Source organism: Pseudanabaena sp. UWO311, assembly GCF_006937785.1.
Classification (GTDB): domain Bacteria; phylum Cyanobacteriota; class Cyanobacteriia; order Pseudanabaenales; family Pseudanabaenaceae; genus Pseudanabaena.
In genome coordinates, this window is sequence record NZ_SJEE01000001.1 from 130,870 (window position 1) to 156,756 (window position 25,887).

The 25,887-nt window shown below is 42.4% G+C and carries 19 protein-coding genes and 1 tRNA gene; 15 read left to right on the forward strand and 5 right to left on the reverse strand.

The window, feature by feature from the left end; all coding sequences use genetic code 11:
• Positions 1–41: 41 nt before the first annotated feature.
• The 5 genes from PseudUWO311_RS00695 (at position 42) to PseudUWO311_RS00715 (ending at position 3,914) form a co-directional block, all read left to right on the forward strand.
• Positions 42–1,058, forward strand: coding sequence for a multicopper oxidase domain-containing protein (locus PseudUWO311_RS00695; RefSeq protein WP_142653177.1), 1,017 nt, complete (start codon positions 42–44; stop codon positions 1,056–1,058).
• A gap of 143 nt (positions 1,059–1,201) precedes the next feature.
• Positions 1,202–2,281 (forward strand): helix-hairpin-helix domain-containing protein, encoded by a 1,080-nt coding sequence (locus PseudUWO311_RS00700; protein WP_142653178.1) that lies wholly within the window; start codon positions 1,202–1,204, stop codon positions 2,279–2,281.
• An 87-nt stretch (positions 2,282–2,368) separates the two neighbouring features.
• Positions 2,369–3,289, forward strand: a complete 921-nt coding sequence (locus PseudUWO311_RS00705) for an FTR1 family protein (protein ID WP_142653179.1) — start codon at positions 2,369–2,371, stop codon at positions 3,287–3,289.
• Between the two features lie 87 nt (positions 3,290–3,376).
• Positions 3,377–3,715 (forward strand): hypothetical protein, encoded by a 339-nt coding sequence (locus PseudUWO311_RS00710; protein WP_142653180.1) that lies wholly within the window; start codon positions 3,377–3,379, stop codon positions 3,713–3,715.
• Positions 3,716–3,831: 116 nt separating this feature from the next.
• Positions 3,832–3,914 (forward strand) — tRNA-Leu (locus tag PseudUWO311_RS00715).
• Positions 3,915–3,973: 59 nt separating this feature from the next.
• Here PseudUWO311_RS00715 and PseudUWO311_RS00720 read toward each other — a convergent pair.
• The 3 genes from PseudUWO311_RS00720 to PseudUWO311_RS00730 are packed head-to-tail and all read right to left on the reverse strand — an operon-like array spanning position 3,974 to position 7,022.
• Positions 3,974–4,906, reverse strand: coding sequence for a hypothetical protein (locus PseudUWO311_RS00720; protein WP_142653181.1), 933 nt, complete (start codon positions 4,904–4,906; stop codon positions 3,974–3,976).
• Positions 4,903–6,321, reverse strand: a complete 1,419-nt coding sequence (locus PseudUWO311_RS00725; RefSeq protein WP_142653182.1) for an AAA family ATPase — start codon at positions 6,319–6,321, stop codon at positions 4,903–4,905. The genes PseudUWO311_RS00720 and PseudUWO311_RS00725 overlap by 4 nt, the downstream gene beginning before the upstream one ends.
• Entirely contained in the window at positions 6,318–7,022 is a 705-nt protein-coding gene (locus PseudUWO311_RS00730) for a type III pantothenate kinase (protein ID WP_190303347.1), read from the reverse strand. The genes PseudUWO311_RS00725 and PseudUWO311_RS00730 overlap by 4 nt, the downstream gene beginning before the upstream one ends.
• A gap of 297 nt (positions 7,023–7,319) precedes the next feature.
• On the opposite strand from PseudUWO311_RS00730, the gene PseudUWO311_RS00735 reads away from it, so the two are divergent.
• The 6 genes from PseudUWO311_RS00735 (at position 7,320) to PseudUWO311_RS00760 (ending at position 15,956) form a co-directional block, all read left to right on the forward strand.
• Positions 7,320–8,192 (forward strand): RDD family protein, encoded by an 873-nt coding sequence (locus tag PseudUWO311_RS00735; protein ID WP_142653184.1) that lies wholly within the window; start codon positions 7,320–7,322, stop codon positions 8,190–8,192.
• Between the two features lie 61 nt (positions 8,193–8,253).
• Positions 8,254–8,817, forward strand: coding sequence for a Uma2 family endonuclease (locus PseudUWO311_RS00740; RefSeq protein ID WP_142653185.1), 564 nt, complete (start codon positions 8,254–8,256; stop codon positions 8,815–8,817).
• Positions 8,818–8,981: 164 nt separating this feature from the next.
• Complete coding sequence (locus PseudUWO311_RS00745; protein ID WP_142653186.1) at positions 8,982–11,300, forward strand: ATP-binding protein; 2,319 nt, start codon at positions 8,982–8,984, stop codon at positions 11,298–11,300.
• 119 nt (positions 11,301–11,419) lie between these two features.
• Positions 11,420–11,926, forward strand: a complete 507-nt coding sequence (locus tag PseudUWO311_RS00750) for a response regulator (RefSeq protein WP_142653187.1) — start codon at positions 11,420–11,422, stop codon at positions 11,924–11,926.
• On the forward strand, positions 11,907–14,111 hold the full coding sequence (locus PseudUWO311_RS00755) for a hybrid sensor histidine kinase/response regulator (RefSeq protein WP_142653188.1): 2,205 nt from the start codon (positions 11,907–11,909) through the stop codon (positions 14,109–14,111). Before PseudUWO311_RS00750 ends, PseudUWO311_RS00755 begins: the two co-directional genes overlap by 20 nt.
• Positions 14,112–14,252: 141 nt before the next feature.
• A complete protein-coding gene (locus tag PseudUWO311_RS00760; RefSeq protein WP_142653189.1) occupies positions 14,253–15,956 on the forward strand; it encodes an NAD(P)H-quinone oxidoreductase subunit 4 in 1,704 nt (567 codons plus the stop codon).
• Between the two features lie 232 nt (positions 15,957–16,188).
• On the opposite strand, the gene PseudUWO311_RS00765 is transcribed toward PseudUWO311_RS00760, so the two are convergent.
• On the reverse strand, positions 16,189–17,196 hold the full coding sequence (locus tag PseudUWO311_RS00765; RefSeq protein WP_223807389.1) for a tetratricopeptide repeat protein: 1,008 nt from the start codon (positions 17,194–17,196) through the stop codon (positions 16,189–16,191).
• A 109-nt stretch (positions 17,197–17,305) separates the two neighbouring features.
• Between PseudUWO311_RS00765 and psb30 the strand changes: the two genes are divergently transcribed.
• On the forward strand, positions 17,306–17,437 hold the full coding sequence (gene psb30 / locus PseudUWO311_RS00770; protein WP_071590161.1) for a photosystem II reaction center protein Ycf12/Psb30: 132 nt from the start codon (positions 17,306–17,308) through the stop codon (positions 17,435–17,437).
• Between the two features lie 81 nt (positions 17,438–17,518).
• On the opposite strand, the gene PseudUWO311_RS00775 is transcribed toward psb30, so the two are convergent.
• Entirely contained in the window at positions 17,519–19,102 is a 1,584-nt protein-coding gene (locus PseudUWO311_RS00775) for a DUF697 domain-containing protein (RefSeq protein ID WP_142653191.1), read from the reverse strand.
• Between the two features lie 385 nt (positions 19,103–19,487).
• Here PseudUWO311_RS00775 and PseudUWO311_RS00780 point away from each other — a divergent pair, with 385 nt between their 5' ends.
• From PseudUWO311_RS00780 to PseudUWO311_RS00790, 3 genes are all read left to right on the forward strand, one after another.
• Positions 19,488–20,027 carry a shikimate kinase gene (locus PseudUWO311_RS00780; RefSeq protein ID WP_142653192.1) on the forward strand — a complete coding sequence of 180 codons (540 nt, stop codon included), beginning with the start codon at positions 19,488–19,490 and terminating at the stop codon, positions 20,025–20,027.
• Positions 20,028–20,283: 256 nt separating this feature from the next.
• Positions 20,284–22,941: an adenylate/guanylate cyclase domain-containing protein gene (locus tag PseudUWO311_RS00785; protein WP_142653193.1), complete on the forward strand. Its 2,658-nt coding sequence runs from the start codon at positions 20,284–20,286 to the stop codon at positions 22,939–22,941.
• A gap of 194 nt (positions 22,942–23,135) precedes the next feature.
• Positions 23,136–25,865 (forward strand): DNA topoisomerase (ATP-hydrolyzing) subunit A, encoded by a 2,730-nt coding sequence (locus PseudUWO311_RS00790; protein ID WP_142653194.1) that lies wholly within the window; start codon positions 23,136–23,138, stop codon positions 25,863–25,865.
• The last annotated feature ends 22 nt before the right edge of the window (positions 25,866–25,887 follow it).

A 25,887-nucleotide genomic window follows, 5' to 3' on the forward strand; every position in this document is an offset into this window, starting at 1 on the left:
CGCTAAAATAAATAGGAATTAATTGCAAGTAGATATACTTAATGGATCGACAACGCAGAAAAATATTAGAGTTGGGGCTTGGGGGAATGGGATTAATCGGCGGCGCGATCGCTTGTAGTCCGATCATCTCAAATCACAATAACGATCAGGATAAATCTTCAAGCAATCCGCCGAAAAAAATTGTGATTCCATCGATGAAACTTACAGAAGCATCGCAGGAAAGAATCAAAGTAAGCGGACTCGACCCGATCGCGACTTTACGAGAATTTGATTATGGGAAAGTTACCCAAGAAAATGGTCGCACAGTACGAGAGTTTCAGCTAACGGCGCAAAGTAAGACCGTAAAGTTAGACGCGGCGACTGACTTTATTACTTGGAATGTCAATGATCGCGTGCCTGGTCCAACCCTCAGAGCAACAGAAGGCGATCGAGTGCGAATTGCTTTTGCTAATAAAGGTGGGCATTCTCATTCATTGCACTTTCACGGTGAACATGCTGCGGAAATGGATGGAGTGAAACCAATCCGTAATGGTGCTGCGACTATCTATGAGTTTGATGCAATGCCCTATGGAGTGCATCTCTATCACTGTCATATTGAGCCAGTTGCCCGTCATATCAGCAAAGGTCTATATGGCATGTTCATCATCGATCCGCCCACACCTCGACCACCTGCGGATGAGATAGTTTTAATCATGGCTGGCTATGACACCAATGGAGATGGGCGCAATGAGATGTATGCCTTTAATGGTCTACCTCACTTTTATATGCAGCAGCCGATCGCAGTCCAGCAAAATCAGTTATTGCGCTTATATGTCCTTAATATGATTGAGTATGACCCAGTAGCAACATTTCATGTCCATGCCAATATGTTTCAGGTTTATCGTACTGGGCGCAGCATGTCTCCAAGTGAGGAGAGTGATGTGATCACAATGGGGACTGCCGAGCGACATATTCTGGAGTTGACCTATCGATTTACGGGTAAATATATGTTTCATCCACACCAAGATACGATCGCTGATGCTGGCTGTATGGGTTTGTTTGATGTGGTTGCTAGTTAAAGAGCATCAGCATTTTTATTTACATAAATACTTATTGATAATTATTAGCAACTTTCATGTTCTAATATTTGTAGATCACTTATTGCAAATAAATGGCATTACCTAGTTTTTCAATTACCCTTTTTCACCATTTAGCTATCTTCATGTCTTATCTCTTTTCTCTCGTTAAAAAATTATTTCAAACTGTAATTAAAACCAAAGCGTTTTTAGTTCTGTTTTTACTCTCACTAGTAAGCGCGATCGCGATATCGGCATGTACTAATGAGCCTAAGGTCTCAAAACCTCCGACTACAATATCTAGTAGTGCGACAAATGAGTCCAAAGCTGAGACTCCTAAAGACTCAAAAATGGCTGGTCATAATAGCAAAGTCAAAATCAATATTAACGAAGCAATTTTATCTTCGCTAGATAAAATTGAAGCCGAGTTAGGAATTGCTGGCTTGTCTAACAAAATCCAAGCAGCCAGACCCTACGCAAAGGTCGAAGACTTAGTTTCAAAAAAGGTGATAACTGCTGAACAATTTGAAAAGATCAAAGACATGGTTAGCATCGAAACTATTGTCTTGACAGGTGAAGCGAAGGATGTGGATTATTTGACCAAACTCGGCTTGATGAAAGGTCATATGATTGTGGCAAAAGAATTATTGGATCTTCAGAAACCAGATCAAGCTTTTCCTCACATCGAGCATCCTGTAGAAGAAATTTATGCTGATGTAGAAGCTCAACTTAAAGAGCGTAATGTCAAAGAATTTAAGCAAGTGCTAATGGATCTACAACAGTTGGTCAAGTCTAAACCTAACGATCCAAGCATCGCAGCTAAATATCAAGAGGCAATGGCTAGCATTGATACTGCGATCGCCGCAATTCCAGAAGCTCAACGTCAATCACCAAAGTTAGCGCTACAAGTAATCAATGCAATTCTTGATACTGCTGGCACTGAATATATGGCAGCGATCGCTAATGACAAGATCAAAGAGATTATCGAATATCAAGATTCTCGCGGCTTCACGATCTATGTGGAGCAATTGTATAAGAGCATTGCCGCAACAATGGAAAAGGATCATCCTGAAACTAACAAACAATTTATAGCTAGTCTAGAAAAGCTGAAATCAGCTTATCCTAGTCCGCTTGCTCCAGAGAAACCAGTTCTATCTGTTGCTGAGATGTCGGCGCTGATCAAAACGAATGAACAAGCTGCGACTAAAGTTTACACAAAATCATAAAGATCTAAAAGCTATAACGTCTGCTGCGCAGGCGTTATAGCTTTTAATTTGTAAATACCCATTACTAAACATTATCTAGATAATTCCATGGACTTCAGCTTAACTCTTCCAACCTTTGTCATTACCTTACGCGAAGGTGTTGAAGCCGCCTTAGTAATTGGCATTGTCATGGCATATCTCAAACGCGCCAAACGATCGCACCTTAATCGATGGGTATTTGCGGGTATTGGTGCTGGGCTCATAATTAGTGGCATAGTCGGCGTAATTTTTAATTGGTTTATGCAGAGCGTCGGTAGTAGCAATCCTTCTGTATCGCCAATTTTTGAGCCATTACTCGAAGGTGTGTTTAGTGTTGCCGCGATCGTCATGTTGACTTGGATGTTGATCTGGATGACAAAACAGAGTCGGGCTATTAAAGGAGAAATCGAAGGCTCTTTATCGAATGTGTTAGACAAAGGTAGAAAAGCTGGCTTAGGAATTTTTGGACTAATCTTATTTGCAATTTTGCGAGAAGGTTTTGAAGTCGTTTTATTTATTTCAGCAAAATTCCAAGAAGGATTTATGCCTGCACTTGGAGCCGTAACTGGAATCGCCGCTGCCACAGCGATCGCGTTCGCTTTATTTAAGTTTGGTGTTCAGATTAATATCCGTGCCTTTTTTAAAATCATGGGATTTATGCTGCTATCGATTGTTTCGGGGTTAGTAATCTCTGCTCTCGGACATTTCGACAATGCTTTACGGATTTTGTCTCAAAGCGATCGCAAGTCCGAATCAATTTGTTTCTACTACGAGCATTTTGTGCGCGAGCATTCTTGTGTCCTTGGCAATATGGTGTGGAATAGCAGCAAAGTATTACCTGCTGAGAAATTTCCTGGAGCGATCCTCAGTTCACTATTTGGCTATACTGACAAACTTTATCTAGTTCAAGCGATCGCTTATGTAATGTTTTTTGCGATCGTCGGAACAATTTATTACCGAAGTTTAGGCGATCGGCTAAAAACAAAATAAAAAAGGTTAAGTTTTAACTGTTGCTTCCTATAGCAAGCAGAACCTATGATGAGATCTAGGTGAACTCTAGTTTTTGAGGAAATTTCTATGACTACTATCCGTGAAGTAACTGGCGATCCTAATGAATTTTGGAGTGAAATAGGCTGGTCAGATATGACTAGTGCAGAGCAAGCACTCTGGTCACAATTAGGTTGGAGTGAAGAAAGCTGGGAAGAGGAGGATGATTTTCCTGAATGGGACGATTTGTCCGATGAAGATAAAAAAATGTGGGGTATCCTTGGCTGGACTCAATCTAGCTGGGAGGGAGAAGATGACATCCCTGAATCGGCAGAAAAACTCTGGGAAGACCTCACCAGTGAGGAGCAATCAGCGGCAACTCAGCTTGGCTATACCCAAGAGAAATGGGACGACGACGAGGAAGTCTAAGTCTTAAAAGCTATAGTCAGAGACTAGTCTCTGACTATAGCTTTTAGCGATCGCAACAATTTTAAAATTTCTGATCGCAAATTCACCCATTTCGCGTTAGAATAGCAAAGCACTTTGGGAGTGTGGCGGAATGGTAGACGCTACGGACTTAAAATCCGTTGACTGTAAGGTCGTATGGGTTCAAGTCCCTTCACTCCCACTTAAAAAATAGACTACGATGCATAGCACCGTAGTCTATTTTTTGGTTTTAGCTTATATTTACCATGCATCAATTATCTTTTGCATAGTTGGTTCCTTAATACCAGAGACTTTACTTATGACATCTTCGATAGATTGAAACTTTTGAGCATGGTGTTGCAATCTTTGCTCATGAATTGGTTTAGCAAGGCTGCGCTTACTTGGTTTCAATTGTGATAGCTTCCGTTCTAGATCGGAAAAATTCATTGTATTCAAATCATTGAGAACCTGTAAGACTTTAGGATCATTATTGTTAATAGACTTGTCTTTAGCCTTCGGTTTAGAACTCGACGTTTTAGATTTGGTGGTAGCAGCAGCTTTAGTGGTTTTAGATTTAACGGTCTTCTCAGGTGCTAATTCTGGGATTAGAGTGGTAGTTTTTGCTTGCGTCTCAAGGACTTGGCTAATAGGTACAAAGGATAATGACTGTTTGAAATCTAGTAAATGCGAGTTTAATTGCTGTGTAATTTGGTTGGCAAATACTTGCAAACTAGCATTGATCCTTTCTTCAACTATGCGATCTATAGTGGCAGATAATTTTTTCTCTAATCGAGTAGCGATCGCATCTTCCATTTGAGCTAAGTCTTGTTTTTCAGCTTTACTAGTCTGGGAAGAAGTGATTTCAGTTGATGAGGATGAATCCAGCGATCGCAAAAAATTATATTGCTCAAGAATGGTTGACTCTAGATCCGTTGGAACAACATAAGCGCGGATTGCCGTAAATTGATCATCAATTTCCTGAGCTTTGAGCGCGGCATAATATTCAAAATATCCTTCCAGAATTTCAAATGAAATTGGCGAGACTCTACGTAATAAAATTGGCTTTACCGTTCCGCCTGCCTGTAAAAACAAATTAGCAAGATGCTCAATTTGGCTCGATTGAAACTGAGATAGCTCTTGTGATGCTGGCGATACGATCATGTCAAGATCAATCGAAGAAGTGAGTAAACTCATGAGCGTAGTCCTATTTTCTCAAGCACTTCATTGGCTAACTCTTCAAACTCGGCGGCTGACATCGAATCTGGCTTAAAGTCAAAGATCGATTTAGGATCGGGGATTTGGCGATCGCCATCCATCACAAAGTTATCAATTGCTCGTGATAAATCTTCCCGTTGAAAAATTCGGGTTTCTAATACGGAAAATCCATATCGCTCTTTGATAATCTTCTCTTGCTTTGGTAGAGTTGATTTAATATAATTCGCATTTGTCAATATTTTAGAAGGTAAAACTCCCAGAATATTGATTGAGGATCGATTGGTAAAACTGCGAAAATCATCAATCTGTTCAATAAAGTTTTTGACATTGCGTAAACCTTCATTCGCAAAAGGTTTCAGATCAGATGGAATAATAAGGTAATCGCAGGCGATCAGGGCAATCCTTGCATAGAGATTGAGTGAGGGCGGCGTATCGATTAAGACTACATCATAGTCATCTTTCACAAGTTCCAACTTTTTAACCAGCTGAAATTTAGAACTTTCTTGGTCGATTAAAGCGTTTTCTTGCCAGATCAAATTAATATGCGCAGGAATAACATCGACTTCAGGATAGGTGAAGCTTCCCTTTAACGCGACATCATGAATAAAGTTGGATTTAGGAAAGAAGATAATATTGTAGACGTTGCTGTCTCTAAGATTGTCTTCTTCTTCGGTGTCAAACTTCATTAAACCTGCGGCATAGGTTGTGTTTGCCTGACTATCAAGATCAATAATTAATACCTTAAAACCCTTACGACTAATAGCGGCGGCAAGATTAATTGTGGTGGTGGTTTTGCCCACACCACCTTTGTTGTGATATATGGCGATCGTTTTCATGATTCTTGCTTGTAGAGATTCTAGAAGTGGAAGCGTATTACTCTCAGGAAATGGAAGTTTAATATCAATTGGAACAGGTAGAGCAGTCAAAGGGATAGGTTTATTTATAGATTTATTTGTAGCAAGTCCCGCTAACTTATCCCTGCCAATAATATCGCTAATTTTCTCAATTTTGTCAGCAATTTCTATGCCTTCACATTGGAAGATTAGCTCTATTTGATCGTCAACAAGTTCATAAATCCGAAAATCTTTCCCGTTAGTTAATACCCCATATATAACTTGCAACTTAGTTAAATAACGCCTCAGCCGCCGCACATGGAAATTGAGATTTTGTTTGGGATGTTTTGCTTCCATCACCACACAGGGCTTCGGTGATGGGTCATTAATACTTGGAAAAACTGGGGAAAGCAATGCTAAAAAATCTAAACGAATACCACTCAATGCGACCTCTTGATGCCATTTGCTCGGATCGTACCCAAGCGCTGGCAAAAGATATTGCACAATTAATTTGCTTTCGACCTCGCTTTCATTACGACAAAGTTTTGGATTAAAACTCATGTCAATGCCATAATCCCCAAAAAAACTAGATTCTTTTCCATCATATCCACTTTTAAGCCCCATTTCATTAAATAATCGCTATCGCCTCCAGTAATAATCACTTGGCTCTGAGGAAACTGCGATCGCCAATCATCTATATAAGCTTGCAAGCCCGCTATTAATAGGTGCGCCACTCCACCTTGGATTGCTTCATGCGTATTCGTCGCCCATCGTTTTGGCAAAGTTTCGGGGATTGGCAGATCTGGCAAAGCTGCTGTATTTTGATGCAAACAGGCAAACTGCGATCGCAGCCCAGCGATGATCGCTCCACCCATCAAATTCTTATGCGCATCAATTGCAGTGATGGTAATTGCCGTCCCCGCATCAATCACCATCACTGGGTAGCCATAGTTTTCACCAGCGCCATAGGCTGCCAAGGCGCGATCGCATCCCATTGTCGAGTACAAGCCTTGCAATGGCACATCAGCAGTTGCGATCGTCTGAGTCTGTGGCAAACGATGCCAACTGGTAATCATATCGGGAACGACTGAGGCGATCGCAATGCGTTCAAAATTTCTTGTTGCAAGTTTTGCTTCTAAGTTTGGTAATTGCTCGTGAGTATAGGCATATTCTTCAAGAATTTGTTTTTTGCTGTCAAAAATAACTGCCTTAATTCTGGTGTTGCCTATGGCGATCGCTAGTTGGATTTGGGACTTGCTCACAATATGCTTTTTTTCTAGAAAGATTAAGGCGGCGCATCGCGCTGTAGCCTTGCACTCAAGTGCAAGCTAAAAGCTCAAACCCTTTGAAACGGGTTAATGTATGAGTATTCTGTAGTCCACTTCAGTGGACTTAAGCTTTTAGCCTGCACTTGAGTGCAAGGCTTGAGTGCTTGAGTTATTGGTTTATTTGCGTAAGTACTAATATATAAGATTAAAATAAGACGAGCGATCGAGAAATACTCTCGCATTGTCGCCATATTTGCCAATTCATCACGTCTCTTCATAAAATTCCCCAAAATGGACTTCGAGCCAGCATACAGCCGCTATCCTCTTGCCTCAGTCAACCAAAGACTCGGAGCGCTAATCGTAGACTTTTTAAGTTGTTGGTTTATATCAGAGCTAACTTTGTCTCTGCTATCAGTCACATCATCTAGTCCCTTACGCTTCATCACATTTTTGGTGACTTGGTTTGTCTTCCGCGTATTTATTGCAGCACGCGCTCAAGGTCAAAGCTTTGGTAGATGGCTGATGAGTATTCGGGTCATTGATGCTGAATATGGCAAAACTGCTGGATTTGGAGCATTTTTTAAGCGAGAGATTTTTGTATTTGTTTGCTCCCTATTTCTAATCGAAACGATTACCTCTACGCTGATCGTATTTGCATGGATTCCTTTTGTTGCTGATGCTGCCTTTGCGATTGTTGATAACGAGAAACGTCAAGCCTTTCACGATCGCATTAGTAGCACGATCTCGATTCAAAGTCGTAAAGGATTTGCGATCGATCAAAAATTAGGCAAACTTTTTAATCAAGCAGGACAACAAGCCACCAAGATTTATCAAAGTCGTCAAGATCGCGATCTTTATGAAGATGACTATGGCGCTCCTCGTCCTAAACCAACCCCAAAACAAAAGCGTCGTCCTCGTACAAAATCTCGTCCACCACAAGATTTTAATTTCGGCTCTAATTATGAAAGTGAATACGATCGCACCTACACAGATCCCTATGCTGAGCCGTTAGATCCGCCTAGAAATCCTTATAAAGGCGATATTAAAGATTTTGATGATTGGAATAATGATGATGATTATGGCGATCGCCCAGACTCATATCAAGAGCCATATCAAGACGAACCACCAATTAAGCGATCGGCTCGTCGTCCTCGAAGGAAATGATTTTGTGGCTCGGCGAAGCCGCGCCACAAAACACGGGTAATACTTTTGGAGATACTCAAAGATGGTACAAGCCGCAGTTAAACCTTTCACTCTAGATGATTTTCTTGCCATGCCTGAGACTGAGCCAGAAAGTGAATATTTTGAAAAGGAGATAATTCAGAAACCAATGCCTAAAGGAAAACATAGCGCAATTCAAACAGAGTTTGCGGCAGCGATTAATGCAAATTTGAGATCAAAGCGTATTGCCAGAGCTTTCTCAGAATTGCGCTGTACTTTTGGCGGAATATCTATTGTCCCAGATATATCAGTTTTTCGGTGGGAGCATATAGTTCGTGACTCTAATGGCGAAATCGCTAATATTTTAGACATCCCGCCCGACTGGATGATTGAAATTCTCTCGCCAGATCAGCGTCAAACTAAATTAGTCAAAAAGATTCTATTTGCTCTGGAACATGGTACTGAGATGGCATGGTTACTAGATCCTGACGAGAAAGTAATCTTTATCTATAGGACTAATCAAGCTTTGCAAATATACGATCGCCCCGAACAAGTTATACCAATGCCAGACTTTGCTGGTGATTTACAACTTACTGTAGAAACCATTTTTAGTTGGCTCAGTGAATGAATTCTTACGAATAGACGGCGCGTCGCGTCGTCTATTCGTAAGCTTTGCGATCTTAAGAAAACAGGTTGCTTTCTGACTAAAGTTATAAACTTTCACTATTATCAACATTCATAAGTATTTATGGATGTATCCAAGGAAAAGACTTGGCATAAGGATATTAGTTGATGAACAAGATTCCGATAAAAATTGCCAAGGGTAAGATTAATGAGCTTGATACAGTTAATCTGACCAACTGCGATCGCGAACCTATTCATATTCCCAACTATATTCAACCACAAGGCTTACTGCTAGCCATAGCTGGACTAGACTTGCGAATTACTCGAGTGAGTGAAAATGCTCCAGAAATTTTGGGAATGCCAGCGATCGAATTGCTTGATCGACCCTTAGCTGATTTTATTGGTAGCGATCGCGGTGAACTGATCGAATCAATTAGAGCCTGTCTGGATTATAGCTTTGAGCATATCAATCCTTTGAACCTGTCGATTGCTAATGCTGAAGGTTTGGTATTCTCTTTTAATGGCATTGTCCATCGCGCCCCTAGCGGTGAGATTGTACTTGAATTAGAACCAGTAAAAGCAGATTCTGAGAGTGACTTTTTTCAATTTTATCGCCATATTAAAGTCACTTTGGCAAAAATGCAGACGACGCAAAATCTAGCTGCATTGTGTGACTTAGTAGTTCAGGAAATGCGTGAACTGACAGGATTTGATCGGGTGATGATCTATCGCTTTAATGAGGGCGGCGATGGTACAGTGATTGCCGAATCTAAGCAGGATGATTTAGAAGCATTTTTAGGAATGCATTATCCTGATTCAGACATTCCTAAGCAGGCTAAGTATCTTTACACACTCAATTGGCTGCGGTTGATCCCAGATGTAAATTATCAGCAGATAGGGCTAGTTTCCAACGATGCTACTACCTCGCTTCCACTAGATATGAGCTACTGTGGCTTACGAGCTGTGTCACCTCTGCATATTGAATATCTCAAAAATATGGGCGTTGTCGCCTCGATGTCAGTTTCTCTCATTCAGCAACAGAAGCTTTGGGGATTAATTTCCTGTCACCACCTCACCCCAAAACTTGTGCCCTATGAAATTCGCACCGTCTGTGAATTTTTGGGGCAGTTAATGTCAACAGAGTTATCTACTAAAGAGAATAACGAAAACCTCGACTACAAATTTCATCTGAAGATAATTCAAAGTCAATTTGTAGAACGTTTAACTAAAGTAACCAGCTCCAATTTTGTGGAAGAGATCATCTCAGACCACGAAGCTTTGTTAAATCTGACAGGTGCTTCGGGTGTGGCTGTATGTGATGGCGACGACATTATCTTGATTGGTCAAACCCCGAATCAAGAAGCGATGAGAACTTTGATCCCATGGTTGCGTCATCTTTTTAAGCAAGATATTTTTGTGACTGATAGTTTGTCTAGGCTCTATCCAATCGCTGAATATTACAAAAATGTCGCTAGTGGTCTGCTAGCGATGGAAATCTCCAAAACTCAGCGTCAATATATCCTTTGGTTTCGTCCTGAGATATTGCAGACAGTGACTTGGGCTGGCAATCCTGATAAACCCAATCAAATAGAATCAGATGGTAGTTTGACGATATTTCCGCGTAAGTCTTTTGAGGCTTGGCAACAGATAGTCAGTGGAAAGTCTAACCATTGGCTCCCATGTGAAATAGAAGCAGTGATCGAATTGCGACGAGCCATCATCGATATCGTGTTACGTCAATCGGGTGAACTTGCCAATATCAACTTAGAACTAGAACGGATTAATAACGAACTAGATGCATTTGCTTACATCGCTTCCCATGATTTGAAAGAACCCCTACGCGGTATTCACAACTACGCTACTTTTTTGTTGGATGACTATGGCGAAATCTTGCAGGGTGAAGGCGCTGAAAAGCTGCATACGCTCGTACGGCTGACTACCCGTATGGAATTACTCATCGAATCCTTGTTGAAATTCTCCCGCTTAGGCAGACAAGAGTTGCAAATGGACTCGATCGACCTCAATCAATTATTGCGGAATGTGACTGAATTATTTAGCATGAATCCCCAATGGGTCAACTGCAAGATTCGCATTCCCCGATCGCTACCAACTGTATTTGGCGATCGCGTTTTGATCGAAGAAGTATTTACTAATTTAATTTCTAATGCCTTTAAGTACAATAATCAGCCTGAAAAATGGGCGGAAATTAGCTGGATTGAATCTGATGGGCAGCCCCATAACATTTTTACTTTTTATGTGCGCGACAATGGCATCGGCATTCGCGAAAAGCATCTAGAATCTGTGTTTCGCATCTTCAAGAGATTACATGCATCTAGTAAGTATGGAGGTGGCACTGGCGCAGGGCTAACCATTGTTAAAAAGATTGTCGAGCGTCATGGCGGTCAAATCCACGTAGAATCAGCCTTCGGTAAAGGAACGACATTTTCGTTTGCGTTACCAATTCACAATATGAGTACTAATCAATGATTTCACCTAAAGCGAAGCCCACTCTCCCACTCTCCCACTCTCCCACTCTCCCACTCTCCCACTCTCCCACTCTCCCACTCTCCCACTCTCCCACTCTCCCACTCTCCCACTCTCCCACTATGAAACCTTACTCACAAAGGCTATTGACCTCAGCTTGGGACGACCTCACTCATCCTGTGATTATGATTGTTGAAGATAGTGATGAAGATTTTTATACCTTTTTGCGGGTCACTCAAAATATCGATTCATTTGTGCGATCGCAATATAAGTTTTTGCGGTTTCAGGATGGTGATGAAGCGTTAGATTACTTATTTCGTCAAGGAGATTATCAAAACCTAGATGCGCCTCTGCCAGTCGGCATCCTGCTAGATCTAAACCTTCCTGGCACTGACGGACGCGACATCATCAGAAAAGTTAAGCAAACTCCCCATCTGCAAATGACTCCAATTATTGTTCTGTCTACTTCTAGTAGCGCTCACGATATTCAAACTTGTTACCGATATGGCGCTAATTCATACATGCTCAAGCCGATGGGAGTTTTAGAAATGCAGCAGACTGTGCAAATCCTGTTTCAAAATTGGTTCCAATTTACGGTTTTACCTAGTTATGGACAATTCACCACCTAAGCCTATGAATGCTTTGCGTACTCCTACATGCACACCTCCATTGTTAAAGAAAAGCGATGTCGAGGAGCTATCTGTCCAAATTTCGCCATCAACTTCGATCAAAACTTTAACCAGAATTTTGATTGTGGATGATTCCGATATCGATCGCGATACCTATATCCGCTATCTACAATCGGATACAGACTACACTTATGAAATTATTGAGGCGGAAAACCTAGAAGATGGGTTGGAAATGTGGCGATCGCAAAGCCCTGAGATGGTACTACTAGATGTGAAATTACCTGATGGAGATGGACTAGAGTTTCTTGAAGCTTTTAGTGAAGGGAGCAATGAACAGCGATTACCTGTGATTGTTTTGACAGGTCAAGGTGACGAACAGACTGCCGTAAGAGCAATGAAACTAGGGGCGGCTGACTATCTAGAGAAAAAAGATGTCACCGCTGTCTCGCTCTGTATCAGTGTCGGTCAAGTACGCGATCGCATTGCACTTAATCAGCAACTTACGCGATCGCAACAGCAACAACAAGAACTTCTGCAAAATCTCCAAAAATATACAAATCAACTACAAAAACGGGAAGCAGAACTCGAAAGACTATCAGAGCGACTCACCTTGTCACTAAAATCTGGAGAGATCGGTTGTTGGGAATGGGATCTTGTCGAGAACACCATCCAATGGGATGTGCGAATGCGCGAACTATATGTGGTCACAGAAAGTTCTGACCTCGATCTCTACAATGTCTGGACAAGCGCTCTACATCCCGAAGATCGTGTTGCTGCCGAATCATCACTCCAGCAAGCCATCCTCGAAAAGGAAAAATATGAGTCTGAGTTTAGGATCATCCATCCCGATCAAAGCATCCATTTTATTCGCTCCTACGGAACCGTATTGCGAGATTCGGAAGGCTTAGCTCAAAGGATAATCGGAATTAATTTTAATGTTAGCGATCGCAAAGAAGTCGAAGAACAACTACTCCAAACCAATGAACAACTAATTAAAGCAACAAGACTTAAGGATGAATTTCTCGCCAACATGAGCCACGAACTCCGCACGCCACTCACTGCGGTTTTGGGCATGTCAGAAATATTGCAAAAGGAAATGTTAGGCTCAATAAATGAACGTCAACAGAAAGCACTGATTGCTATTAGAAAAGGAGGGCGACATCTACTAGAACTGATTAATGACATTCTTGACCTATCAAAAATCTCATCAGGCAAAGTGGAACTTGATCTGGAATCGGTCTCAGTGCAAAATGTCTGTGATTCTAGTTTGGTTTATGTCAAGCAGCAAGCATTTCAAAATCATGTAGAAGTTTATAGCAATATCGCCCCGAATATCAGCAATATTTTGGTCGATGAGCGTCGCCTCAGACAGATTTTAATTAATCTCTTGGTCAATGCTGTAAAATTCACACCCAAAAATGGGAAAGTCAGTCTTCTTGTTTCCGTAGGCTGTGGTGAAACATGGGAAGGTGAAGCCACTGTTCCCAATCAATTAAAGGATCAAGATTTGCCCATGATTCTTTTTCAAGTTACTGATACAGGGATTGGCATTGCTAGTAGAGATTTACACCGACTATTTCAACCCTTTGTCCAGCTTGACAGTGGACTAAATCGTCAATATGAAGGGACTGGATTAGGGCTAGTCATGGTCAAGCAGATTGCTGAACTCCATGATGGTCAGGTTATGGTCACAAGTGTGATCGGTCAAGGAAGCACATTTACCGTAGCTCTACCCTATCAAATGTCCGAATTTGCCACGCGATCGCCTGAGCTAATCACGCCATTCTCATTAACCACCGCCAAGTCAAAACATGCGATCGCGCCACTCATCCTACTTGTCGAAGACAATGAAGCTAATATTCAAACCTTCACGTCTTATCTAAGTGCTTATGAATATCAAGTGGTTTTAGCCAAGAATGGTGAAGAGGGAGTTGCCATGGCAAAAACTCACCAACCAGACATTATCCTGATGGATATTCAAATGCCTGTAATGGATGGACTACAGGCAACTCGACTGATTCGCGCTGAACCGAAACTCGCCACAGTGCCGATCATTGCCCTAACTGCAAGAGCTATGCAAGGCGATCAAGAACTTTGCATCAAGGCAGGCGCTAATCAATATCTTAGTAAACCCGTAGAACTTGAACAACTTGTCGGAGTGATTGGACAGTTCTTAGAAATGTAAGCCCTTGCAAAATTGCTGACAGCAAGTAATAACAATTCTCCAAAGAGCTATGATCACCATCGAAAAGAATGATGATTAAAACTTTGTAAAGTTTAGTACAATACTTAACATTCTCCTTGGTAAGTATTTAGACTTATTGACATGACACTAGACCAATTTCCTTGGCTTACCGCGATCGTCCTGCTGCCTCTCGTAGCTTCATTCCTAATCCCCATATTGCCAGACAAAGAAGGCAAAACTGTACGTTGGTATGCGTTAGGTGTAGGCATCGCTGATTTTATTTTGATGTGCTACGCCTTCTGGAAGAACTATGATCCGAGCAGCGCGACATTTCAACTCGCGGAAAAGTACACTTGGATACCCCAATTAGGTCTTAGTTGGGCAGTTTCGGTCGATGGCATCTCCGCACCTCTAGTTCTCCTGGCTGGACTTGTCACTACGCTATCAATCTTTGCAGCATGGCAAGTTAATATTAAGCCCCGTTTGTTTTACTTCCTGATGTTGGTGCTGTACGCTGCACAGATTGGCGTATTTGTCTCCCAAGACTTACTGCTGTTCTTCATCATGTGGGAAGTTGAACTAATTCCTGTATATCTGCTCGTTTCGATCTGGGGAGGTCAGAAACGCCAATATGCAGCCACTAAATTCTTGCTTTATACCGCCGCATCATCAATTTTCATCTTAGTTGCTGGCTTAGCGATGGCTCTCTATGGCAACAACCTCACCTTTGATATGGCTGAGCTAGCTCTCAAGGATTTCCCTCTTGCGCTAGAGCTTCCAGTTTATGCAGGTTTATTAATTGCCTTTGGCGTGAAGCTAGCGATTTTCCCTCTCCATACTTGGCTTCCTGATGCTCATGGTGAAGCTTCTTCACCTGTATCAATGGTATTAGCAGGTGTGTTGCTCAAGATGGGAGGCTACGGATTAATTCGTATGAATATGGGACTACTCGAAAATGCCCATGTTTATTTTGCTCCAGTTTTAGCAATGCTCGGTGTGATTAATATTGTTTACGGTGCGGTGAATTCCTTTGCTCAAACCAATATGAAGCGTCGCCTTGCTTTTTCATCAGTTTCGCACATGGGATTTGTGTTGATCGGCATCGCATCTTACACTGACTTAGGTATCAGCGGTGCGATGCTACAGATGATTTCTCATGGCTTGATTGCTTCTGTCTTGTTCTTCCTAGCGGGTGTTACCTACGATCGCACCCACACGATGTTAATGAACGAGATGGGCTATATCGGTAAAGTCATGCCCAAGGTATTTGCCTTATTTACAGTTGGAGCATTGGCATCCCTTGCTCTACCTGGAATGAGTGGTTTTGCTAGTGAAATTGCTATCTTTGTGGGTATGACATCCAGTGATATCTATAGCTCGACCTTCCGCACAGTAACGGTATTTTTAGCCGCTGTTGGTGTGATTCTCACACCGATTTATCTACTGTCAATGTTACGTCAGATTTTCTACGCTTCTGATGGCAACCCTACCTGTGATATCAATCCCTCCTGTGATATTTCTGACATTAGTCTCAAATCCCAAGGTAATCAGGAAGTAGTTTGTTTCGGTACAAGTTGCGTTTTGCCTAGCGAAGCTGATTTTAGCGATGCTAGACCTCGCGAAGTATTTATTGCAGTTTGCTTTTTAGTGCCAGTCGTTGCGATCGGGGTTTATCCCAAAATGGCAACCAATTTCTACGATGCAACGACAACAGCCATCAATTCGCAAATGCGTCTTGCCCATGAGCAAGTTGCTTTGATAAGGAATAATGAAACTTTTGCTGTGCAATCTTCTTTCCCTAACCTTTCTGAAGTTAAGGCTAAGACAGTTCTAGCAACTAAGTAGAAATTCTCACCAATGCAAAAAATAAAACAGCTCACTTATGTGAGCTGTTTTATTTTTTGCATTGGTTCGCATCGTAGATTTTATAGCTGTAATCAAAATCCAAATAAGAGTTGCAGCGCTTCGCGCTGCAACTCTTATTTGGATTTTGTGCCGTCGCACTTTTGTGGATTGAAAGTCAAACCCAGTAATAATAACAAAACAAACAATGGCATAGCCATTGTTTGTTTTGTTATTAATTGCGGCGGACTTTGGGAACTTGACGCGTAGAGAGATCGCTCTCATCTAAAATTTGCTTGACTTGAGGTTGTGACAAGACTATTTTCACGTCAGCAATTAAGCGATCGCCCCAGAGATTTTCCACAAGATAGGAGATTTTGCCATAGCGAGGATCGATTTTCATCGCTTCAACGCCTAGCTGAATTGCTTTATCGCGATCGCCTTTGCGATAAAAGGCAGTAGCAAGCGCAAGGGTTGGCTCAGCGGCGAGAAATTCGACTTTTTCAGCTTGCTTGAGAGAGCTTTGCCATTTAGCGATCGCCTGATCGACATTGCCACGCTCATACTCAACTAGACCGATATTATTCGTTGCAGCCCAAAACTTGGTATCAAGTACTAGAACATCGTTATAGATCGTAACGGCTTCGTCGTAACGTTTAGTCAAAAAGTAAGCGTTACCTAGGTCAAACATTGCCGTAGCAGCTTTTGGCTCAAGGGTTAAGCCCTGTTTGAGATTACTAATTGCTTCAGGATAATTTTTATTGCGGAGATAAGCTGCCCCCAAGCTGAATAAAATCGTTGGTTCGTCTTTTTTGAGTTGATGAGCCAAAGTCAACGAGGCGATCGCCTCGTCATATCGCTCTTTACGGAGATAGATACTACCAAGAATGCCTTGAGTTTGAAATGCTTTGGGCGCTAGTTGTACAGCTAGACGAGCGCGGGGTAAAGCTAATTCGTACTGCTCAAATTGAGCAAGTTGTGCAGCTTCTCTTGCCAAATTGAGCGCTTGCTCTTCTAAATTGCCAAAATTAATCCTTGTTGTATGGGGCAGAAGAGCTTGAGCGCGTAGTGGAGAGGCTCCAACGCTAACTGATGCAAGTATTGCCAGCAACCAAATTCGATAACGCACAGGTATAACTCTTACCAATTGTGAATATTGTGAATATACTTCAAATGATAGCGCTTCTTTATAAAAACCGATTTTTGGTTTGCGCGAAGCCCAGAAAATTAGGGAGAGGCGCAAAGCGCCTCTCCCTAATTTTCTGGGCTTTAAAGATTTTTTGAGTAGCGATGCTTGCTAGAATATCTCTAGAATATTGTTTGATTAATAAATCATATTTAAGAAAACTGCCATGGACTTCGTAACTTCCCTATTTTCCAGCATTAATTTTCAGCTGATTTTTCAATTGACCTGCTTGGCTCTGATTGTCATTTCTGGTCCTGTCATCATCTTTTTGTTATCAGCGAACAGTGGCGATTTGTAATTAAGCAACAAAAAAGAGGACGGTGCAACGCACCGTCCTCTTTTTTGTTGCTTAATGGCTAAGTCATTTTGTGTTTTGGTGTTATTTGGCTGTAGCTATAGTAGCCACACGGCTGGAAATACTAGTTATAAAGTCAACAAAGAAGCGATCGCCTTGTAATGCTGTAAATGTCTTTTGACATATTTGTTGAAGAGTCTTGAGCATTGCAGGATTAGCGATGATCGCAGATTTGGTTTCAGGTTGTTGCTCTAGGTACTCCACAAAGCTCATGCCACCGATATGAGTTAGATAGGCGGCAGTAACTGCTTGCATAGAGCCGCCGATCGCATAGGTGATGGCATTAACTTTAAAGAAAGAAGCGATCGCCGAAGTTGCAATTTCGATACAACCAAGTTGCATTAATTGCTGGGCTATGGTCATGGCAAATTGCTGGGCTTGTTGGAAATTTAGGGGGCGATCGTAGATTTTGGCTAGATCGATCAACATTTGTGTATTAATTGCAGCTCCAGCTAGTAAATCGATCGCAGGAATTGGGTTAGCAAAGACCGTAGTAGCAGCAATTAATTGATAGCGATTGATGATTATGGCTGCATCTTGGCGACGTTCTTGATGAATTGTGCGATTGATTTCTTGCAACAAATTTTTGATTTGCAGATGAGTGTTGTGTATTAGCAAATCTTCCCACTCGTTAGAAAGAATTTCTTCGATACGTTCTTTCAAGGGCTTCACGTCTGGCGGTACATCTTCCCACCATTCTTGGATCGCGTCATGACGCTCAGAAGCTTCAGTATTAGCATATTGCCGCACCTTAATTGGGCTAGGTTGGGCTGCGATCGCGACAATATCCGTAGCTGCTAAAAAATGTTGTGTGCGATCTTGCAGCTTCGCTAATACATGTTCGCGATCGCTTGGCAAATATAAGTCCGTCTTGTTAAACGCCAGAATTACGCGCTTACCCAATCCTGCAAGACGATCAAGTTCGCAATATTCGCTATTCGTTAAATCTCCTGCGGTCACAAAAATCATCAGATCGGCATTTTGAGCTATTTGTAGAGCTTCTAGTTCCCTTTGCTGCCCGACTGCACCCATTTCTTGCGTCCCTGATGTATCTAGCAAGGAAATTTGACGCTTTACTTTGTTTTCACTATGAATAGGCGTAATGCCAACTGGCGAAAAGCCGATAACTTGGTAAGCGTATTCTTGGCGTGTGATTGTAGTACCAATTGCTGCACTAGTTTTACCTGCCTTGCGTCCTAACAAAGCATTAATTACTGAGGTTTTGCCTGCTGACCCTGTACCAAAAACCACGATCCGAAAATGATTTTTTTGGAGATTACTGGTAATTTGTTGCGCTTGCTCATCTAAAGTTGCTCGCTTACTGATGTCAGCAATTTTGGCGATCGCCTTTTGCGCTTGCTGTAACTCTTTAAATAAGTAACTGCGATCGATTACTGTCGGCTGATCTAAATCTGAAGCAAAGCTTTTTCGCACATTCACAAACAAAAGCGTACCGCCGATCATCATCGTGGTTATGCTCAGTAAATGCCAGTCGTGCTCCAGCGCAAATAAACTATTTGCGATCGCGGCGACACTGACAATTCCTAAACCTATCAACAAATTTTTTGGCAAACTTCTGCTAGACAAGACTGTGCGATAGTTCAGCATTCACAACTTACTTTTGAAAATTTAATCTTAAATATCTTAAGCGTACAGTTTTACCATAAGCGTCAAGACAGCAATAAAAATTTTATAGCAATCTCCGACCGAAAAATCAGAAGCCCTGCACTCAAGTGCGGGCTAAGAGCTAAAACCCGTTGAAACGGGTTGATTTTGTTTAGTCAGCCTTGAGATGTAGATAGTAATGAGGTTAAAACGGGTTGATTTCGTTCAGTCATCTTCAGATGACTTTAGCTCTTAGCCCGCACTTGAGTGCAGGGCGACTTGTCTGTGCAGGGGGACTTGTGTGTAATGCTGTGAGAATATTGCTTTAATCACGATGGAGCGCAATACTTTGCGTTGCAACCCATCATAAATTTTTAGATACAGGCAAATGCTCAACGGAACGAATATTTTTTTGATTGGGATGATGGGAGCGGGTAAAAGCACCGTCGGTAAACACTTAGCCCAAAAATTAGGTTACAACTTCTTAGATACAGATCCACTCATTGAGAAATGTGCGGGGAAACCAATTCCTGAAATTTTCGCCAAAGATGGAGAAGATACATTTCGAGATCTCGAACAGCAGGTGCTTTCGCAGGTTTCCGCGTATACCCGCTTAGTTGTGGCTACAGGTGGAGGCATTGTCATGCGATCGCTTAATTGGTCGCATCTCCACGATGGCATTGTTGTTTGGATTGATGTACCGATTGAGACTTTGCACAAGCGTCTCAAAACTGCATCTGAGCAGCGCCCTCTTTTACAGACCGCTGATCCATTGCAAACCCTCAATGATATCTATGCTCAACGGCGCGATCGCTATGCTCAAGCTGATATATCGATCATGGTCACGGCAAATGAAACAAGCGAAGCTGTGTGCGATCGCTTGTTTGAGATGATCCAAACTCGAATTGCTCCTGATCGCCTTAAATAAATCGAACAATAAATCAACAAGGTTGCACCCCGCAGGGATGCAACCTTGTTGATTTTGGTTTGTAGGCGGTGATTCGCACCGTCTATAGTTTCTAGGTTTGCGATCTCAATCTTAGGAGTGCTAAGATAATTTTTTCAATTTGACAAAAATTGGCTTTGCATAAGCTAAAGAATAACTGTGCAAGTGGAACAAGAGTGATTCAATAAGCATCAACACTCTTAAAAAGTTGGGACTAACCGAAAATTTTAGTGCTGATATGACACCATCATCCCCTTCTCGCATACCATCCATGGATACTATTTCTACGATTGATGTAATTGCAGAGAGCGAATCTTCAAGCGAATTTCTGTCTGCTAAGCACAACAGTCCAGCCCCAGCTTTAACTGGTTTTCAAGATAGTTCTGATAAGAGTTCCAGCGCCTTAGCGGTGACCGCAGGAGGCAGTTTTGCCTCAGTTCTTGCGCCACTTACCCCCGAAAAATTTAGTCAAGTTGTTAGCGATGTTGAGCAAAGATTGCGCATCGTCAATCAAACCCTAGGAATGCTCAACACCGACTTTGATGTGATCCTTGATGAAATGCTGCAAGCAATTCGCGGCAAAATTGGTGAACTCCTGTCAGCCGATCGCACCACAATTTTCTTGTTAGATGCCGATAAAAACCAATTATGGACAAATGTGACTGGGGAAGATGGCAAAAATATTGAAATTCGGATTTCGACCGAACCGACAAGCATTGCAGGTGAAGTTGCCACCTATGGTCATATCGTAAATATTCCCTTTGATTTTTTTGATGATCCGCGATCGACTCAAGCTAAAAAGCAATTTGAGCGGACTGGTTATCGTACCTACTCCATGCTCGCCATGCCACTTTTGAACGATGACGAACAACTAGTAGCCGTGGTGCAGTTAATCAATAAGTTAAGAGTTAATGATCCCACTATCCCGCTTGAAGATAGTGTTGATAGGATTGGTTTTACTGAAGAAGATCAAGCTCTATTTGCTCAGTTCGCCCCATCAATGCGCCTAATTTTAGAAAGCTCTCAGGCTTTTTATTCGGCAGCTCAAAAGCAACGGGCAGCTGATGCGCTGATGAAAGCAGCCATGTCTCTCGGACAAAGTTTGGATCTAGAGGCAACCCTTAAGAAGGTGATGGATGAAGCCAAATTATTGATGAATGCCGATCGCAGTACTTTGTGGCTAATTGATCGCGATCGCAATGATCTCTGGACGCAAATTGTCGATCAATATGGATTAACCAAGGAATTGCGCGTGCCTATGGGCGTGGGATTTGCAGGGCGAGTTGCAACTACTGGTGAAGTCTTAAATATTCCCTTTGATCTTTACGAGCATCCTGATGCCGCCAACTCCAAAAAATTTGATCAAGCAAATGGTTATCGCACCTGTAGCCTACTTTGTATGCCGATTTTCAACTCTAATAAAGAGCTAATCGGGGTTACTCAATTAGTTAACAAAGTTCAGCGTGGCGATTTTCCTGAATACGATCCCAACACTTGGCCCTCATCTCCCGATCGCTTCAAAGCTAGTTTTAATAGTAATGATGAAGATTTCATGAAAGTCTTCAACGTTCAAGCAGGTGTGGCGCTAGAAAATGCCAAGTTGTTTGCCAAGGTCAAGCAAGAACAGCAAATGCAAAAAGACATTTTGCGAAGTCTGTCTGATGGTGTGATCTCCACGGACAAACATGGCAAAATTATTGCCGCTAACGAACGCGCTTATACTCTGCTTGGTGTTGGTGATGCTCTGCTAGAAGGGCGATCTGTATATGAACTAATTAATATTGAGAAAGCCAACTTTACCAAGTGGTTTGACAACAGTTTGACAGGTAGCGACGAAAAAAGCCGTAAGCAATATTATCCCGATCAAACTCTGCGCTCTACCGATGGCGAACAGCACAGCATCAATATTTCGATCAATACCATGTCTGAGGGTGATGAAGGCGAAGGTGTGCATGGTGCACTAGTGGTGATGGAAGACATCAGTCAAGAGAAACGCCTCAAGAGTACGATGTATCGCTACATGACCCAAGAGCTAGCCGAACAGCTTTTGGCAGGTGGTGATGCCAAGATGGGAGGCGATCGTAAGGAAGTTTCAGTTTTGTTCTCAGATATTCGCAGCTATACCACGATTACAGAATCTCTCGCCGCTGAAGATGTGGTAATGATGTTGAATGAATATTTTGAAACGATGGTAGAGGCAGTATTTAACTACAAAGGCACTCTGGATAAATATATTGGTGATGCCATCATGGCGGTATTTGGTTCACCTTTACCAATTCCTGATCATGCTTGGATGGCTGTCCAAACTGCGATCGATATGCGTCATCGTTTAAAAGAGTTTAATATCAAGCGCATTGAGCAACTGAAGCCCCAAAATCAACGAGAACTCGATATGGCGACAATCAGAATCGGTATTGGGATTAACTCCGATACGGTGATTAGCGGCAATATTGGCTCTACGAGACGGATGGAATTTACGGCGATCGGTGATGGTGTGAATCTCGGTTCACGATTGGAGGGTGCAAGTAAACAATATGGAACAGATGCAATCATTAGCGAGACTACTTACAAATTTTGTCGCGATCGCATCTGGGTACGTGAACTAGATTGCATTCAAGTCAAAGGGAAAAATCAACCTGTTGGTATATATGAGTTAATTGGTTTAAAATCTGATCCACTCAGTCCAGTCCAAGCTCAAGTAATTGAGCATTACCATGCAGCTCGCGAGCATTACCTTGCACGTAAATTTAGTAAAGCCGTAGCTGAGTTTGCCGAAGTCCTAGAGCTAGATCATCAAAATAAAGCTGCAAATATTCATATCACTCGTTGTCAGCACTTCTTGCTCAATCCACCTGAAGATAGTTGGGATGGAGTATGGAGAATGACTGAGAAATAAAAAGTAAAAAAGAGAGGAGTGCTTTGCACCTCCTCTCTTTTTTTGGTAATTAAAACCAAAATCCAGTCAGGTTTTTCAAAGCTGAAATTGGCTACGCCATTTTTAGCTTTGGGATAAATTCACTACAGGACTTGGTTTTGCTGTTACATTGTTTTCAAGTATCGTGATTATCTTGTACAGCGTTCGTAGATTTTATGGCAAAGCAAGGGCAGCAACAGCTAGATTTCGGGTTGGAGTCTAACGGGGGAAATATTATACCGACCTCATTGCATACGGAAATGCAGCGATCGTACCTAGAGTATGCGATGAGCGTCATTGTTGGTCGTGCCTTGCCCGATGCCCGTGACGGACTTAAACCTGTGCATCGCAGGATTATTTATGCCATGCATGAGCTTGGACTCGTTCCAGAGCGCCCATTTCGTAAATGCGCCCGCGTCGTTGGGGACGTATTGGGTAAATATCACCCTCATGGAGATCAATCGGTTTACGATGCCCTAGTACGATTAGTTCAAGACTTTTCTAGTCGATACCCGCTACTGGCGGGACATGGTAACTTTGGCTCCGTGGATAATGACCCTGCGGCAGCCATGCGCTATACCGAATGTCGCTTGGCGGCGATCGGCAATGAGGCGTTGCTAAGCGAAATCGAAGAAGATGTTGTTGATTTTGTCGATAACTTTGATGGCTCCGAGCAAGAGCCAGCGGTTTTACCTGCCCAGTTGCCGATGCTATTGCTCAATGGCTCTACGGGTATCGCTGTAGGTATGGCGACCAATATTCCGCCGCATAATTTGAGTGAGGTGGTTGATGGTGCGATCGCCTTAATCGATAATCCTAATTTATCTGATGAACAGTTATTGAGTTTAATCCCTGCACCTGACTTTCCCACTGGTGGGATCATTATGAATCAGGATGGTGTGCGAGAGGCATATCTAACGGGACGTGGAAGCGTGACGATTCGTGGTGTGGCTGGGGTTGAGCAGTTTGGAGGCAAAGGTACTGGCAAACGCCAAAAACTTGCCATCATTGTTACTGAGTTGCCTTACCAAGTAAATAAATCAGCATGGATCGAGAAAATTGCCGAATTAGTAAACAATGCCAAAATTGATGGGATTTCGGATATTCGGGATGAAAGCGATCGCGCAGGAATGCGCGTTGTCATTGAATTAAAAAAAGATATTTCACCTGAAGTAATTATCGAGCAGCTATACCGTCAAACTGCTCTGCAATCAAACTTTGGCGTAATTCTCTTAGCTCTCAAAGGTTCGCTACCAAAGCAGATGAGCTTGCGTGAGCTGTTGCAAGAATTTCTATCTTTTCGGGAAGAAACCCTTGCTAAGCGCTTTCGTTATGAACTGAAGAAAGCGGAGGAGAAATCACATCTATTAGAAGGATTAGTAATTGTTCTTCAAGATATCGATCGCTTAATCAGGATTTTACGATTTGCGAATAATAGCGCTCTTGCTAAAACTGATCTCCAAACAGAATTTGCACTATCTGAAACCCAAGCTGAAGCAATCCTCTCCATGCCTTTGCGTCGGATCACTGCTATTGAGCAACAAAAGATCCGCGAAGAATTAGAAACTTTGCAGCAACAAATTGCTCGGTTAGAGAGACTACTGGGTGATCGCCGCGAGTTGATGAAATATCTCAAAAAAGAACTACGCGATCATAAAAAAAGACATAGCGATCAGCGACGAACTCGCCTCGCATGGGAATTGTTGGAAAACCAGCAAGTTATTAATATTTCGCCAAGTGATGATCTAGAACTGCCAAAAGAACCCGCCAAAAGAGCTAAATCCAAAAAAACTGAAGGAGAAATCCAGATTCAGCAAACCCTTGAGACTGGGACTGTAACTGAGGAAATCACCGAAAAAACAAGCGATCGCAAATCCACTAAAGCAACAACTAATAAGCGACCTAATCTTGTAGAAGTCCCTCTCATCTCGCTAACAACTGAGCTAAATATTCCCATTGCAGAACCGCAGGATATGACCGTTCAGATCACTCATAAAGGCTATATCAAAGGCTATGAGAGTAATTCTAGAGCTGCACAATCTGCGGATTTAGGAGATGATGTCACGATCGCTTCCTATGACACCCGTAGCGATCGCGAAATGGTGGTGATGACTAGTTCAGGCAGAGTCTTTCCCCTTGCTCTTGCGAATGTGCCAATTGTCAAAGGTAAAGGACGGGCTACTCCTTTAATTACACTATTGCCCGATAGCACCGATCGCATCGTGTCGCAGTTTGTTTGGGAAAAGAATGCCGAATCGCCTGAAGGTTTAGTCTTGCTTTCTACTCAAGGCAAAATCAAGCGATCGCCGCTTTCAGAATTTGCCGACATGACTGCTAGAGGATTAATTGCCGCCAAATTTAAAGATGATGACTCACTTTTCTGGGCAGATATTGTCGGTTTAGAGCAAGACCTCGCGATCGCGACCTCCGCAGGTCGGATTTTGCGACTCAAAGCTGATGAGACTCAAATTCCTACCGTAGGGAGAGCCGCCGCAGGAAATATTGCTTTACGTTTAGGAAGCTCAGAAACTCAAATTGGTGTATCGGTTCTAGATTTGCAAGCCAATCCTAATTCTGAACTGATTTTAATTACTGCCGAAGGTTTTGCCAAGCGGATAGCGGCTGCAAATATTCGATCTGCGATTAGAGGTGCGATCGGTTCTCAATGCTTCAAGTTTCAATCGCGAGCCGATAAGCTAGTGAGCATGACTGCGATCGCTAAGCCTCGTCTAGATTTACCAGTCACGTTTTTGATCGGTCAAGAAGGCGACATTGGTTTAAGAACTGTACAAATGCCTCTGGGCGCAATTCCTTTAGAATCACCCAATAGTCAAGGACGTTCGATTTTTGCTGGTGAAAGTGATTTAGTGCGATCGGAAAAAGTAATCCGTGTAGTTGCCAAATAAAGGAGAAAGCCTCGCGCAGCGA